The organism is uncultured Eubacterium sp. (assembly GCF_945980375.1).
Taxonomy (GTDB): domain Bacteria; phylum Bacillota; class Clostridia; order Oscillospirales; family Acutalibacteraceae; genus Eubacterium_R.
Genome location: NZ_CAMFQO010000002.1, coordinates 89,374 through 106,603 on the forward strand (window position 1 = coordinate 89,374; position 17,230 = coordinate 106,603).

7 protein-coding genes are annotated in these 17,230 nt (G+C 43.6%); 6 read left to right on the forward strand and 1 reads right to left on the reverse strand.

The features are described from left to right. Window positions 1–6: 6 nt before the first annotated feature. The 6 genes from Q0P34_RS01390 to Q0P34_RS01415 all read left to right on the forward strand — a co-directional run bounded on the left by Q0P34_RS01390 (window position 7) and on the right by Q0P34_RS01415 (window position 14,495). On the forward strand, window positions 7–954 hold the full coding sequence (locus Q0P34_RS01390; RefSeq protein WP_294951762.1) for a type II secretion system F family protein: 948 nt from the start codon (window positions 7–9) through the stop codon (window positions 952–954). A gap of 7 nt (window positions 955–961) precedes the next feature. Next, window positions 962–1,306, forward strand: a complete 345-nt coding sequence (locus tag Q0P34_RS01395) for a DUF192 domain-containing protein (RefSeq protein ID WP_294951765.1) — start codon at window positions 962–964, stop codon at window positions 1,304–1,306. Between the two features lie 21 nt (window positions 1,307–1,327). After that, window positions 1,328–1,975: a DivIVA domain-containing protein gene (locus Q0P34_RS01400; RefSeq protein WP_294951768.1), complete on the forward strand. Its 648-nt coding sequence runs from the start codon at window positions 1,328–1,330 to the stop codon at window positions 1,973–1,975. A 90-nt stretch (window positions 1,976–2,065) separates the two neighbouring features. Next, on the forward strand, window positions 2,066–13,072 hold the full coding sequence (locus Q0P34_RS01405; RefSeq protein WP_294951772.1) for a pilus assembly protein TadG-related protein: 11,007 nt from the start codon (window positions 2,066–2,068) through the stop codon (window positions 13,070–13,072). 74 nt (window positions 13,073–13,146) lie between these two features. Further along, window positions 13,147–13,929 (forward strand): hypothetical protein, encoded by a 783-nt coding sequence (locus Q0P34_RS01410; protein ID WP_294951774.1) that lies wholly within the window; start codon window positions 13,147–13,149, stop codon window positions 13,927–13,929. Then, window positions 13,929–14,495 carry a 4'-phosphopantetheinyl transferase superfamily protein gene (locus Q0P34_RS01415; protein WP_294951777.1) on the forward strand — a complete coding sequence of 189 codons (567 nt, stop codon included), beginning with the start codon at window positions 13,929–13,931 and terminating at the stop codon, window positions 14,493–14,495. Before Q0P34_RS01410 ends, Q0P34_RS01415 begins: the two co-directional genes overlap by 1 nt. A 327-nt stretch (window positions 14,496–14,822) precedes the next feature. Here the strand turns inward: Q0P34_RS01415 and Q0P34_RS01420 are convergent, their stop codons facing one another. Beyond that, window positions 14,823–16,970: a Tex family protein gene (locus tag Q0P34_RS01420; protein WP_294951780.1), complete on the reverse strand. Its 2,148-nt coding sequence runs from the start codon at window positions 16,968–16,970 to the stop codon at window positions 14,823–14,825. Window positions 16,971–17,230 lie beyond the last annotated feature (260 nt).

The window sequence follows — 17,230 nt, forward strand, 5'->3', positions numbered from 1 at the left end:
CGCCTTATGATTCCTTTTTTGGTAATAGCATATTCGTTGTTGATCCTTGTGCTTTGTATCGTAGTGTTTGGAAAAAAAGGCGCAGAAGAGGACAATAACCTTAAAAGAATGAAATCTATCGGCAAAGAGGTTGTCAATGCCGAGTACAAAAATATTGAAACATCGTTTTACGAGCGTAACATAAAGCCTATTATCGCAAAGATGTCAAACCTTGACAGTCAGGGTAACAAGCAAACAAAGAATGCCCGTAAAAGACAGGAAAGTGAAAAGCTTGCCCTTCAGCTTAGAAAGGCCGGTATACATATGTCGGCAGGCAGCTTTACATACCTTAAGACTGCCGTATCAATTGTTGGTGTAATTGTGTCGGTGGGCATTGGATTTTTGCTTATGGATGTTACATCGTACTTTTGGCTTGTTATGCTTGTAGGTGCAGGCCTGTCGTTTTTTGCACCTAACCTTGTGCTTAACTCAAAGGTTAAAAGCCATCAGGGTGCAATTAGGGCACAGCTTCCGGATACACTTGATTTGCTCAGTGTTTGTATGGAAGCAGGCTTGAGCTTTGATGCATCCCTCCTTAAAATTTCGGAAAGAATGGAGGGCCCGCTTATTGACGAGCTTGTAACTGTGTTTAAGCAAATTCAGCTTGGTAAAAGCAGAAATGATGCACTTAAGGCGCTGTCGGATTCAACAGATGTCGACGAGCTTAAAACCTTTGTGTCTGCCGTAATTCAGGCGAACACCTTGGGTATACCAATCACCAACGTTCTTGCCGCACAGTCGGAGCAGCTTAGAGTTGCAAAGCGAGAGGAAATCAGAGAAAAAGCAGGTAAGGTACCTACAAAGATGACTATTCCTACCGTACTTTTGATATTGCCTGCTATTATATGTATCATTATGGGCCCGGTTGTTATTCAGGTAATGGATAGCGGTGCATTGAGCTCAATCTCATTGTAGTAGTGTTATGAAAATGTTAGGATTGTACAAGGATGATAACCTCCTTGTTGAAGAAATTGAAAATGCAAATCATTTTGTGCGTAGGTTTATGGGGCTGATGTTTAGGCGCAGTATGGCAGAAAACCACGGCCTTTTGCTCACCCCGTGTGACGAAATCCATACCTTTTGTATGAGGTTTGCCATAGATACCGTAGCACTTGATAAAAACAACAGGGTGCTTTTTGTGGACCCTGCTGTTCCTCCGCATAAGGTAAGAAAAAGGGTTAAGGGATGCAAAAAAATCCTTGAGCTGAATGCGGGTGCTGCCGAAAGGCTCGGCATTAATGTCGGGGACGTTTTGGCATTCAAATAAAAAATTGGAGAGAGAATAGTAATGAGCAATAGGGAAATTGTAGACAGAAATCAAATATTGGGCACTAATAAGGTAGAGTTTGACAAGGCACTCAGAGGATACGATGTTGGCCAGGTAGACGAATACATTGCCAACCTTATCAACGTTCAAAAAAATGCCTCGGAGAATTTTGACAGTCAGGTTAAGGATTTAAGGAATCAAAACTCTATGCTTCAGTATGAGGTTTCGGACCTTAAGGAGCAGGTTAAGAGCCTCACTGCAAAAAATGAGCATGCAGTTGAGGAAAAGGAAAGGTTGATGAAAAAAATCAACGAGGCTCCCCGTGAGGTTAAGGTTGTTGATGACAGTCAGCTTAAGGAGCTTCAGGAAAAATATGATGCCCTTGTCAGCAAGCATAGACTTTTGGGTGAGGAGAACAGAAGGCTTGCCAAGGAAAATGAGGGTCTAAAGCGAGATGTTGCCCACCTTACCAAAAAGGTAGACAAGAACAGAAGCGAAATCAATAACCTTCGAACAAGTGCCGAGGGTAATTATACAAACGTTACCGATGAGCGCTTCATCAAGGTTTCAAGAATATACGAGGAAGCTATCGATAAGTGCGAGGACCTTATCTTTAGGCTTCAAACCGAGCTTTCTCTTGCTCATTCAAAGGCAGAGGATATAGAATAATTTGTGCCAAACGGTGCAAATAACAAAGCAACAAACCCCCAATCAATCAGCAGGTAGCTTACAACGCGTTTAACAAGGAGTGTGATTGCCTTGAAAAAATTATTCAAAAGGAAGGAAAACGGTGATATTGCCCTTATATCGATATTTGCGTCTATCGTAATATTGACTATTTTGGCTCTTATCATCGATTTTGGCTTAATATATTATCAATCGGCAAGGTTGCAGAATGCAGTAGATTCTGCGACTGTTGCTGTTGCGCATAATCTTATGGCAGATGATGCGTCCGTAAAGAATACGGTTGAAACCTATATGAAAGAAAACGGCGTTGATATTACCGAAAAGGGTTACGGTGCAATCACCCCCGGTACCCTTACCACTAAGATTACATATGGTGACGAGGACGCTATCGTTTTGATTGATAAAAAGGGACTTCTTACCGAGGAGGCAGAGAATGCCGACGACGGTAGGTACATAACGGCGGGTTATCTTAAGGTGACCGTTGCCGTAAAATGCAAGGGCTATTGGTCCGCATTTTCAGGACTTACAGGCAAGCAAATAGTTAAAAGCGGCTACGCAAAGTGCGATATGCAGTACAATGATATGCCTGAAGCACTTAAGTATACAATTTTCGGTAACTCACCAAACACAACCGATGATTACCGCAAAATGACCGTTAGGATAGACGGTAGAACAAACAACACACAGGCTGTTGTGAATGTATTTACGGACATTATTAACGGTATTAATGAGAGCTTTGTTCAGCCTATTATCGGTGCGTTCGGCGGCGAGCCAAACTACAACACATTGCTCAACGCAAGCCTTTCGCATGCAATTATTAACGGCGACGTGCACTCTAATTCAGACATCAGCATAGGTGTAAACACCATCCAGGCGAGCAGAGCCAAGGATGGCGACTTTAACGGTAAAGCGGAGGAGTGTATCTGCTCCATTAAATGTAAGGAAAATTCAGTTAACAGATATTGCACCGTTTGCCAAAACGATTACAGAAAGTGCGACGGCGACGAGCAAACAAATGACGACTATAACCAGGTTATCTTTACTGCCGTAAACAAGATTGACTTTTCGGCAGGCAAGTACGCAAACGATAGCTTTATCGGCTCCATTATCGGCTCTGATAACGACTTTGAAACAAGAGTTTATGTAAGAAATTTCCAGTATGTTGAGCAAACACAGGTTGTTCTTTATGTGCTTAACCAAATTGATTTTGATACCATTTCAAGCACGGAAACATTAAGAAGCGTGTTTACCCAAACAGCAACAGAGTATTTTGAAAACAGCATTACCTTGCCCGAATCGCAAAAGAATGCAATTCTTGCACAGGCAAACAACCTTGAGTATATCAGCAAAAACAAGTATCAGCTTAATGCTCAAAAATCTATCGTTTATGCTGCGTCAAACGCAATGGCAAACGATGTTATGCTTGCCGTTCAGTCGGGCAACACACTTGTTAATATGCTCCAGCCGGTGCTTGACAGCGGTGGTATAGACCCAACCGCAACACCTGAAACTCTTTTGAAATACGACGGCACAAATCTTGATATAGAAAACAGCGTTATCACCTTTACAAAGCCGGATAGCGACCAAACAGCCGAGCTTTATATTGTTGACAGTGAAAATACAAACAGAAGCGTTATTGATATGACAAAGCAGAGTTTAGTTACAGATTCTGCCACTGCCGGATATAGATTTGCTATTGCAAAAACCTTCCATCAGTTTGCAAATCATATTGATGCTCCTAATATGAAGCCGTACTTTATCAGAGCAATTAACCGCTCCGTAAAGAACGCAACAACCACCAAGGACAGCGATTCCACAGCAACCGAATACGAGGATGCAAAATCCGTTAAGGACGCTGTTAAGAAATCACAGACTCGCCTTGTAAACACAATTAATTCAAAGAACACAATGGCGACTATCAATAACGGTGACGGTACCTTCAGCAAGGGCTCCGCAGATGCCACAACAGACCCAAGCGCTGTTGCAGACGGACGGTCGGATACCTATATTGATAATACATACAGGACAAGTGCGTCCGTTACCAGACAGGAAACCTCACCGTTGTTTAGGTACAGGCTCAATTCCACAACCAACGATAAGAATAAGCTTGTAACAAATAACGATAACGGCAAATCACCGTACACCCTCATCAAGTACGGCAATAATGACGCAGGCCATACCACCTATAATGGTGTTAAGGTCTTTAACGACGAGGGCAATTTGTCAACCGCCAAGGAGGTAGTTGACGACTATGCCCAAAAGAACAACAGCAAATACGGCAAGAATGCTGTTGATAAGTTTGAGCAAACGGATGTTCTTGTTGACGCAGATGCAGACGATCCGTCTGTACACGACTACGAAAGTCACTATGGCGATGATGCCGTAGCAAAGAAAAAACATTATATAGAAAATACCCTTATGCTGTCGGAGGATAGCAAATTTAATGATGCTGCGCCTAAAAAGGACGATGTTTTCCTTATGAGCACCGGCACAAAGAAGAGCTATCTTGAAAAGAAGATTACCGACATCAAAAATATTGCAGGGGCTATCGGCAGCACGGCTCTCGCAATCCCTGCAGATTTAAGGGTGGACCCTGTTGCATCAAGGTACAGAACCCTTATTGATGCAACCGTTGCCGACCTCGGCTACACCCTGCAAAACAGCACAGGCCTTTCTTACACAGGTGAAGCGTCTATTTCTAAAAAATACATCACACCTAACGGTACAACCGTTGAAGAGGCTTATTCGTACGAAGCTCTGCTTCCGGGTAGGGATAATACTGTTTCAAAGACGGTTGATGCGATTCTTACCGAAACACGTAATGATTTCAAAAAGGTTGAGCCATCGCTTGATGCTTCATTAAACCCGGTAGAAATGAATCAGGCTAACCTGCTCACCCTTGTTAACAATAAGTATAACGAGTATCATCAGATAAAGAGCACTTCGGGTTGGACATCAAGAGGTTCAGCCGGTAAAGACCCAAAAGATTCAGATTTCCCAAGAGAGGGAAAGCAGATGATACTTCATGATAAGTCGGTCTACGCTTCTATTGATAGTGCATGGACTACTAATTGGATTGGAGCTCTTTCGGAAAGATTGGGTGTAACAATAAAGTCAGGTAGATCAGTACAGATTAACGGTCAATTTAAGCTTGACAGCGACGACTCAAGCACTCAAGTTATTATTGGTGATAATTCCGATATATCAAAGCCAACATACCTTTATGTAAAAGGAAACGTTATTGTAAGTAGATGTAATGTTACAATAGGTGACAATACAACCGTTATTGTCGACGGACATTTTAAGGTTACAAATGGATACAATCTTACTATCGGTAATAATTCCAAGCTTATCGTTAACTATGAAATGTTCATTGACGGTAATGTTAATGTTGGTGAAAATTCTATCGTTGTAGTAAACAAAACAGAAACCGGCTCAAATTACTCTTTGAAGTATGGCAGTTTGACAACAAGGTCGGGCTCAAAGATGTACATCTATAAGGATGTATACAAGCAAAACGGTGGTGATAATCACCTCGGCGGCGAGTTCTACACCGGCGGTGCTATGTGGCGCGAAGGTGCAGGTGGTAACACATATTTTGACAGCAACTCGCTTACATACCTCGGCAGAGACCTTAACACAAACGGAAAAGGCGACCTTTACCTGCAGGAGAATGCAATAGTAGTTGTTAACACTCCTCCGGAGGCCGGCACAAACTACGAAACCGTTAAGGTTACCGGAGGTAAAACAATAAATATGGCAGCAGGCTCTGTGCTTGCTACCTTGGGTAGTGTATACCACAGAGTTGACGCTTCAATCTATAATATGGAGCCGGGCTCACTTATAGTAACCGATATGGTTAAGTGCGGTAACAGCTCCAATACCTCTTGGCTTTCAAATGTCATTGCCAAGAAGATTGACACCAACGCTCTTGTTTTCAAAAAGGGTGCTCACGTATTCTGCTCCGATGAAATCTATATTGCCAACAACAAGACAATAGAGATTAACAACAGTGTTAAGATTGTTGCAGGTAAAAACGGTGACGGTGAAAGTGTAAGCGGTAACAGTGCGTTTACATTCTCTGACAACTACAACAATGCAACCAATAAGGAATTTGCTATCGGTTGTACAGGTACAATTAGAAACTTTGGCTCGGGCGACTTTGTTCTCGGTGCAAACTGCTTCCTTTCTGCTCAGGGATTAAGCATCGGCAACCTGACCATCAACGAGGGCGGCGGCTTCCTTATCCCTCACGACAGCAGTACAAATACAGATATTACCAAACTTACGGTCAATGATGGTGATTCCACCTACATAGGCAACAACCTTAATGTTAGGGATGAAATTACGGTTAATGCAGACCTTAACCTTTACAAGGTTGCAAGTGCAAAATTAATCAAAGTAAACAGCGGAAATCTTGTTGTTGACACAGATTGTACGGCAACAAATGTTACGGTTAATGGCGAAATGAATGTTGCCAACACATTCAACTGCTCAGGCACTATTGAAAACCAGGGCAAGCTTTTGGTAGGTGTTGCACCTAACGGCTCAAATTCGGGTAATACCGGTAGCTTTAGCGGTTCGTCGGGTACAATTAATAACTACGGCACTGTGCAGATATACGGCGATGCTTCGTTTGGTACGGTCAATAACAAGTACAATACCGCAAAGAGCAAGGGCTCTGTGTTCTACTCGGGTGTTGACATCTTTAACCCTGCAACCACAAGCATTACAACATTTAACAACGAAGCAAGCTGTCAGCTTATCTGCCCTGATATGCTTCAGGTGCAAACAGTTGTAAACAACGGCTTTGTTGAGGCGGGCACACTTTCGTGCACATCGTCGTTCACAAACTATCAGTACGGTCAGGCCAAGCTTCGCAGCGCAACCTGCTCGGGCGGTATCACCAACGACGGTATCATTCAATGTACAGGCAGCTTTAGAGTAAGCGGTGACGTAAACAATACAAAGAACATCAGGCTCGATAGCGGCTGCAACATTACCGGCAAGCTTACAAACTCCGATTCCGGTAATGTACAGGTAACAGGCAACGATGCTAACTTTAAAGATGTTGACAACTCGGGTAACATCAGCGTTTACGGTCAGATTATCTCAAGCGGAAAATTCGTTAACGACGGCTTTACCTGCACGGCGAGCCAGTCGAAGATTTACAGGCTTGAAAACAGCGGTACGTTCAGCACAACGCTCCTCAACCGCGACGGCAGTACGGAATCGAATATCGTAAACACCGGTACCATTGAGCTGTACAGCACATCAGGCGGTGCTTCGTCAAACGTTACAAGCATTGATAATAGCGGTGATTTTGTATCAAACAGATCGGTTTACACCGGCAATCTTGTTAACACAGGCAAGCTTGAGGTGTTTGAATCGCTTGATTCATCCAGCGACATTACAAACAGCGCAAAGCTTTATGTACACAAGAGCATAAAGGCGACATCAACAATTAACAACAATTCCAACGGCTCAACCGGCGAGGGTAATTCTACAATCTATGCCGGAATGGGCAACGGCTCCGATTATGCAATTTATGCAGCAACCATAAACAACGGTGCAAACATTGTTGTCGGCAGGGATGACATTTATGTTACCGGAATATTTGTCGTGCTTGAATCGAGTATTGTTTGCGTAATTGACGGTGGAATTGATACAAAAGATTTTGAGCTTAACAATAATTGCTCGTTAAGCTATAGCAATGACCTTAATATAAGAGAAAAGCTTATTAACAAGGGCAACGTCTTGTTAACAGAGGCAAAGGCAAAGCAAATTGAAAACTACGGCAACCTTTACATAGAATCAAACGGAAACTTTAGGCTTGATTATTTGTATAATAGAGGAACAGGAAGCATTGCGTTTGATGGCGGCTCGCTTGAGATAAACTATCAGGATAAAAATGCCTCAATTCTCAACGAGGGTAAGCTTTATGTTAAGGGCAATGTTTTCTGCCACGGTGCGTTACATAGCAAAGGCGGAGAGGCATACATCTACGGTGATTTGGATGCCGCAAACACTGTTGCATTAAACAACGCGTGCGTTTACCTTGAAAAAGATGCACAGCTTTATGTATACGGCGATGTGCCTACAAATGATGCGGGCAACGGCGTTTACATCATGGAAAAGACAGATGTTAACCTGCCAAATGCTGTTTACAGTGTTTACGGCAGAGGCAACACAATCAACAGCGGTACCATCAACAGCGACCAGCAGTCGTCAAAGCTTTACTTTGGCGGTGATGTTAAGGTAACCACCACAAGCAACACCCAAACAATGAAGGGTCAATCGTTCTTCTACGGCAAGTACACCACCGAAGCAACGATGAACTTTAACATCGAAAACGAGGGACTTGTTTACATCGCAGACAATGTTGACGCACAGGAAACAAGCGTTTATGTAAGAAGCTCCGGCTTGTACTGCTACGGCAGATCTGTAAAGTTCAAGAACATTGACGGTGATGCAGGACGTATTTACCTTATCAATCTTCCTATTTCGCAATATACGGGTGTTTCGGGTGTAATCAACCTTAAAAACGCAAGTATGATTTACATGCCAAAGGGTGTTACTTTACCTGCCGGAAAGCTTGTTATGACAGACGACTGTCTTGATCTTTCAGACCCGTCTACGATTATACCGATTACAAACGACAATTTTGCAAAGGCAAATTCAGGCTTTGTTACATCGGGTAAAGTAAAAGTTATGAATACTCTTACAATTCCGGAGGGCTCAACCCTTTGCGTAGGCGGTAACCTCTATCTCCTCGGTATAAATGCAAGGATTGTAGTTAAGGGTAACCTTTATGTTACGGGCAAGATTTATTACAGCGACAGCATTACACCGACAACATTTAACTCAACGGAAATATCCGAATTAAGCAATGTTAAGTTTGACGATTTGATTACTATGAATGGTCAAAATGCCGAAATGTTTATCGGCAAAACAAATTCCGGCACGGTTAACCTAAAAGATCAGCTTAACCTTTACGGCAACCAAAAGCTGTATATGGAAAACAACCTGTCAACGACAGGTAACCTTTCCAATGCCGGAAAAAGTAAGGGCGGTATCAGCGGTGGAAGCCTTGTTCCTAACCGTGGAGAGTCTGTAATTATTGAGGGCAATTCAAAGGTTTGCATCTCGGGTGACTTCTTCACTAACGGACCTAACAACAACCTCGGCAATGCCGTATATGTCGCAAAGGATGCATCGCTCAGCTGCGGCGGTAATCTTTACAACGATTCTGCAATTTACAACTACGGTACATTATTTGTATTCGGCGAAATGGTTAACTACAAAAAGGCAGACGGCACAGAGGCAAACGATGCAAGGAAGTATTCATCCGATAATTCAGATAGTAAAAAGAATTATTTGGGAATTTCGTTGCTTAACGGTAACGACGGTGTTCGCACGGCTCGCTTCTTTGTAGGCGGACATCTTAAGGACGGAACCGTATCGCAGAAAACAATTATCTTTGAGGGCTATGCTCAAAACTGGGGACAAATTAATATTAATCAGCCGATATATATCAAAGGCCATAGAATGAACGGCTATTTGTATATGAGAGCAATTGGCGAAAATACTAAGGCGGAGTTTTACACTCGTGGTAACAGCAGCCCTGAGGGTATTAGACCTAATTCTCCTATGTCTTCAATCGTAGCTGAGCAGGGTTCACGTGCAAACTTTGGTAACAATGTTGCAATGCTTGGAGGATACATCACCTTTAACAGAGATTCAACCGGAAACAAGGATGCAATGCCTGTATTCTCGGCAGAGGGCGATGCAACCTTTGGCCAATGTATCCTTAACGGTGGCATCTTTTATGCTAAGGGTGCAGTTGGCTACACAGGAGAGGTGGGTCATACTGCAGACGTAAATCGTCTTGGAGAAAAGGATCAATACAGGAATTATTATATTAGACATCTTGATATTCTTTGGGGTGAATCAGAGGGTAGAAAGGGCTCATATTCTATCGTAAACGGATACACACTTTACGATAGAAGCCAAAGTGGCGGAGATTGTCCGCAAAACAAAAAGGCATTGTTCTATTCCGGTAGCGGCATTAAGGTTGGCAAGAACGAGAATTCAACCGGTAACGATATCGGTGGCTCAGTTCAAAACTGGGGTGATATGTATATTGATGGTAGCCTTATTGTTTACTCTAACGGTGATGCTGCTGTAAATAAGATTGCTGTGGCTGCTGAGCCTGATTCAAGAACCATTATCGCAGGCGATTGCTGGAGCAGTGGCGGTACTGTAACAATGCGTAACACCATATTTATGTGTGACGGCGACTTTATGGCAAAACGTTGTGCAAGAATCGGTGTATCTGAATTTGTAAAAAGTGAGGATGACATTAACAGTAGCTCATACACCTATGTTGGCGGCAACATGGTTACAAGTACTGAAGGTACAAGTGGCAAAGGTGACCTTGGTAACGGTGTCGATCCAAAGATTTCAACATGGAACTATCTTGACATTTTCTCCAATGCAAATATTTATGTAGGCGGCTCGTTCTTCACCAACAGTATTTTCCACCCGTTCCAAAACGTAACCATTGTTGTTGACGGTAAGAATAAGGGCAAGGTTAATACGTCTACAAACTTTATAACCTGGCTTCAAACAATAGCGAACGGTGTTTCGCTGTCGATTAGCGGATACAATATGGATGACTTTAAGTTTATCGTAAATGATAGATTTGACGTTCAAAAAACTATGTCCGAGGGTAGAACAACCTCTATGCTCGACAGGTACTACATTCACGGCAGCGTTTACCTTAACGGCAGAGCAAAGATTGCCGATATGACAAAGTTCTATGTTTACGGTAACTTTGTAAACAGAACAGGCCTTATCGCAAAGCTTTCGTCATTTGAGGTCGGCAGAGCGCTTGATGTTAAAAACGACGGTGACACATGGGCTTCAAAGGGAACATTTGTAGATTCTAACGATAAGCCGAGAACAATCAGGGACAGCAATGGTAACTATATCCTTAACCCTGATTACGACTATAATTATGCAAACGCAACCTATGTTTATGTTGAGGATACCCTTGATGTTGACAGACAGATGGATATTTATCCGGGTACCACAATCAAGATAGGCAAGAACTACAAGCTGTTCGGAAGAGTAAAGCTTGACCACGATACAAGGCTGTATTGCGGCGGCAAGATTGACTCAAAGAGATATATTGATGTCGGCCAGTACGCAGACCTCTTTGCAAAGGGAGGCCTTAGCGCTTGGAACTATGTTGTAATACGCGAGCATGCTATGCTTTACAGCGGCGGCGATGTTAAGTGCGGTACCACCTACGAGGGCAAGACTGCATCGACAACATACACAGAGGGCTCGCTTAAAGCAACTCTTTCAAACATTAAGATTCGCGACGAGTCAACTGCATTTGTCAGCGGTAATATGAGCGCATTCAGCTATATCGAGCTTGGCAAGAAGGATGAATCCTACAAAGACAACCTTCGTAAGCCGGAGGATCCTTCAACGGGCAATGTATGTACCTGCTCAAGCAGATGTACCGGCTCGGGCGATGAACAGCACGACGGCGACTGCCCTGTATGTAAAGGTGATTACAGCAGGTGTACCGCTCCGCTTGAATGTATTTGCGAAAGCGAATGTACATCCGAAAGCTACAATGCAGACTGTCCGGTATGTAATGCAAATATTGCAGAATGTAAGCATGTTAACCCTGAAAATCAAGAGGGTGTACAGTGTACCTGTAAAGATACAAGATGTACAGCCGCAAATCCGGATTGTCCGGTATGTAGCACGGATTACAGCAAGTGCGAGGTTGCATCTGAAGAAACTGTGCTTGAAAACGACATTACAAGGGATTTGACCGACAAGGCTGACGGTGGTAACTTCTACATAGGCAAGGCGCTTGTGTCCTACACAAGCTACATCAGGCAGTACGGCTTCTCAAGTACGTTGGTCGGAAAATATGTATTTGCCAACAGGTATTTGACTCTTCGAAGCAATTCGGATATGTGGGTGCTTCCTGAGGCATTTAACAACGATACGTATAAGCATGTTGACAAAACATTTGAAAGTGACGGAACTATCCTCGGTGATATTATAAAGTTCATCAAGGAAACTGCGTTTAAGGTGCAGGATAAGCTGTCGCTTAAGAACGGCTCAATATATACAATGGGCGATTTGTCGCTGAACAAGAATGCGTCAATAATGGGTACGCACGATTGTTACGTATTCGGCCAGGCAACATTGCTTCACGATTCGTTGATGTACTTTGGCCATGATGTTAAGTTCTACGGTCCAAGCTTTGATTTGAGCGGTATCTTTACCGGCAACTTTACGGGCTTTACCGCAGCCGGTGATGTTTACACCACTATGAAGTGTAACAACAAGGCAAAGCATCCGTCCGGCTACACAATTTACACAAAGAATTACGACCCATCAAAGTCGTATGTTTGTGACAAGTGCGGTGCGGCATTGAGCAAGAAAACAGTTAGGGAAGCGGTAACATGTCCTGTTACTGTCTATGCAAACAACGATATTGTAATGGCAACCTCTGTTAATATGAGCCTTTGCTATGCAGTTGCCTGCAACGGTGATGTTACAATATCCGACCCGTATTCAAGCAATACCTATGACGACAGAAACCTGTATCAGCTTCCAAACGCTATTGCTTCGTACAACGGTAACATTACCTATGCAACAATGTACGGCAAGATTGCGGCATTGTTCTACGCACCGTCCGGAAATTCAACTCCAGAAAAGACGGTTGGTAATGTTAAGCTTGACGGCTTCTATCAAGAGGTATGGGGCTCAATTATCGGTGATACCGTAACGGTTGATACCTTCTACATCAACCTCCACAGGTTCAATAACTGGAGAACTATGGACCTTCAAATTGCCGAATCAGGTAATGTATACTTGATTTCAAAGGAAGAATATGACAAGTATGTCAATAATGTTGACGAGGCCTTTATGACCAGCGGCAACACAGAGGACGAAACAAAGGGCGGTGCATCGCTGTTCTTTGACAAGGATATTCTTAACAAGGGCGAGGTTTCCGGCGGAGGACTGGAGCAAACTACTAATTAATTTACAGGCAAAAACGATGATGCTATATTGTCGTTTTTGCCTTGTTTTAACAAAGATTGGATAGGGTAAATTTAATGGCAAAGGGAATTTTACGCTCAAGGGCGGCAAAAATTATTATATCGGTTTTGGTTGTTGTTGCTTTGGCGGCGACGGTATTTTTGAGCGTTGGCTCAAGCAACGGTACTATCAGTAAGGGCAACTCAAAGCAGTACGACGCGTCCGAATTGATAAAGAATGAGGACTCGCTTATGCAGGACGACCTCATAGCTTTTTTGGGCTCCGATTTTGTGTACGGCGCAAAATCAGACGGTCAATCATTTGTGGATTACTTGGTTAAGGTTGACGGCATAAAGGCAAAAAAATACGGCGGCGAGGGCTACACCCTTAACGGCAAGGGTGAAGGCTCGCTTGTTGACAGCCTAAATTCCGTTATCAAAAACGGGCTCAACCCAATGGTGCTGTTTTGCGAGGTGCCTGTCTGCAACGAAAAAGGCAGGCTCAAGCTCGGCGAGCTGACGAATAATTACTTTATCGGTGATTATGACACCTCAACGGTTATCGGTGCAATGGAATATATCTGTGCCAGCGCCGATATGAATTGGGGCTGCAAGGTGGTGTTCATCACCTGCCCAAACGACGATAACAAAAAGTATGCCCAAATTGTTGAGGCAACAAATCAGGTGGCTCAAAAGTGGAATTCCGGTATCCTCAATTTTTACAATAACGAAGAAAACATCCTTGACAAAAAGCAAAGGAGATTGTACTTTGTCGATTCCTCATCACCCACAAAGGCGGGATATAATGCGGTTTTCGGCCCTATGGCAGAGGAATATATAAACGACAAATTTCATATGTAATGGTAAAAACTTTTATGATTTCCGCCTCACAGGCGAGGGAGGCAGATGAGGATTTTTTTATTGCCAACTACCCTTTGAGGTACAGGCAGTCGCTTCAATACAGCGATAGTAATGACGCCCTGCGTTGCCTCGCGGTTGCCCTTTTGCTTGACAAAGCGGGTATAAAGGAAAATGAGGTGGCGGTTGACGAAAACGGCAAGCCCTCCCTTAAAAACGGTGGATATATCAGCATTTCTCACAGCGGGGAACACTGTGCCTTGGCTGTTGCAGATGCCCCTGTCGGCATAGATATTGAGCAAATCGGTAGGGTGGATGACAGAATTGCAAGCCGATTCTTTACCGAAACCGAAAGGCAGTGGGCACACGGTGACGCCGTACGACTTACTGCTATTTGGACTGTTAAGGAGGCTCTCGCAAAGCTTGACGGCACGGGTATAAAAATGCTTTGGAACAGCGTTGATGTTACACCGCTTGTTAACGGAAATGAGCTTGATTTTAACGGCAAAAAAATAAAAGCCGAGATAGAAAATCTCGACAATAATTATATAATATCTACAGTTATGTAATAAGGCTCCCCTTGTTGCAAGGGGAGCTTAGACTGTCGATAAAGTGGGCTGAAACACGCCAAAAGAGGATATAAATGGCTCCCCTTATTGTAAGGGGAGCTGTCGCATTTTATATGCGACTGAGGGGATAAAAAACAGATTGAACATCGAGTTCAATCTGTTTTTGGCGTTTTTCGCCTTTTGCTCGGGGGCAGTACCATCGTACAGCTCCCACTCGCAAGAATGCGAAATTCAGCTCCATTTCTCAACAGTCTACCAGCGTGTCGCATTTTATATGCGACTGAGGGGATAAATTTGGTGCGAAAACGAATATGCTCGTTTTTCGCTTTATTTATTTGGGTTTTTCATTGTCAGCGAAATTCGCTTTTTGTCAACATCAACATTCAATACCCAAACAGTCACTATGTCGCCTACCTTCAGCACATCCGACGGATGCTTGATGTACCTGTTTGTGATTTGGCTAATGTGCACAAGTCCGTCCTGATGAACACCGATGTCAACAAACGCACCGAAATCAATTACATTTCGTACGGTACCCTTTAGCTCCATACCTGCCTTAAGGTCCTCCATACCCATAACGTCGGTACGCAAAAGAGGCTTAGGCAGCTCGTCTCTTGGGTCTCTGCCCGGCTTTGAAAGCTCCGATACAATGTCAATGAGTGTTGGCTCTCCTATATCGAGCCTTTGTGCAAGTGCCGATGTTCCTATGCTTTGTACCTGAGCCTGAAGCTTTGTGATGTTTCCGCTTCTGATGTCCGCCTCGGTTACGGAGCAAACCTTTAACAGCTCCCTTGCGGCATCGTAGCTTTCCGGGTGAACGGCTGTGTTGTCAAGTACGTTCTTGCTTTCTGCAACTCGCAGGAAGCCTGCACACTGCTCAAATGCCTTTGGACCGAGCTTTGCAACCTTTTTTAGCTGACTGCGCGAGGTGAACGAGCCGTTTTCTTCTCTAAATACAACAATATTTTTTGCTATGGCACTTGTTACTCCTGCAACTCTGCCAAGGAGCTGTGGGGAGGCTGTGTTAAGGTCAACACCAACACTGTTAACGCAGGCTTCAACAACACCGTCGAGCGCGGCAGACAATTCCTTTTGAGGCATATCGTGCTGATATTGACCGACACCGATAGCCTTTGGGTCAATCTTTACAAGCTCTGCAAGAGGATCCTGCAAACGCCTTGCAATGCTGACAGCACTGCGCAGGCTGACATCAAATTGCGGAAATTCCTCTGCCGCAAGCTTTGATGCAGAGTAAACGGATGCACCTGCCTCGCTGACAACCATATAGCTTATGCCGCAGTCGAGCTCCTTGATAAGCTCGGATGCAAACACCTCGGTTTCGTGTGTTGCTGTGCCGTTGCCTATTGCAAACATTTTTACATTGTGTTTTTTAACAAGGCCTGTGATTATTTTCTTTGCCTCGTCAATTTTATTGTGGGGAGGTGCAGGGTAAATAACTCCCGTATCAAGCACCTTGCCGGTTTCGCTTATTACTGCAACCTTACAGCCTGTGCGGTATCCGGGGTCAAGACCAATGGTTACGTTGCCCTTAACGGGCGGTTGCATAAGCAGCTGCTTTGTGTTTTCGCCAAACACCTTTATTGATGCCTCACACGCCTTGTCTGTCAGCTCGTTTCGTATTTCCCTTTCTATCGAAGGAAATATCAAACGGGTGTATGAATCCTCAATGGCTTCAATAACAAGGTCGGTAGCCTTGGTGTTGTTTTTGCAATGCAGGTTGAATAATAGGTCGGTTGCGATGGTTTTGTCAAAGTCAATGCCAACCTTTAGCTTGCCCTCCTTTTCACCGCGGTTAACAGCCAAAATTCTGTGTCCTGCGATGGATTTTACAGGCTCGCTGTATTCCCTGTACATTTCGTAAACTCCAAGGTCATCATCGGTGCCCTTGCTTGTGATAACACCGTTGCTTTTTACCGCGTAGCGAATGAGCTTTCTGCCGTTTGCGTCATCGGATACAAGCTCGGCAATGATGTCCTTTGCTCCCTGCAGGGCAGAGTCAACATCCGGCACCTCGTCTGTAATGTATTCCTGTGCCAAAAGCTCCGGTGCAGGCGTACCCTTTTCCTGTGCGTAAATTGCGTCTGCAAGCGGTTGCAGGCCGAGTGCCTTTGCAACAGATGCCCTTGTTTTACGCTTTGGACGAAACGGACGGTAAATATCCTCAAGCTCTGTCATTGTTTTTGCGTTTTGGATAGATTGTGCAATCTCGTCCGTCATATTTTCCTGCTCGGTGATTGCGGCAATAATTTTTTCCTTTTGCTCCTCAAGATTGCGAAGATACGCAAGCCTGTCGCTCAATTCCCTTAACAGCTGGTCGTCAAGCGAGCCTGTTGCTTCTTTTCTGTATCGGGCAATAAACGGAATTGTGTTGCCGTCGTCAATAAGCTTTAGGGTGTTTTCCACCTGCCATGGCTTGAGCGAAAACTCAAGCTGTAATTGCTTTGAAATGTCCATAAATGCTTCCTTTAGCTTTCTTGATTTTATAACATATTCAGTTTATCAAAAATCAATGTGCGTTTCAAGAAATATTTGCTTGCTGTCTTTCGTTAATTTACATAAAAATAACAGGATATTTTCGCCGTTAAAAATAGTAAATAGTTCTTGAATATTGCCTTTATTATATATTATAATTGATATGTGTGAACATTTTAACAAAAAAGGTTAAAAGCATTGCCGTCAAAATTTGCTTTCGTATAATTTTGATATGGCTAAAT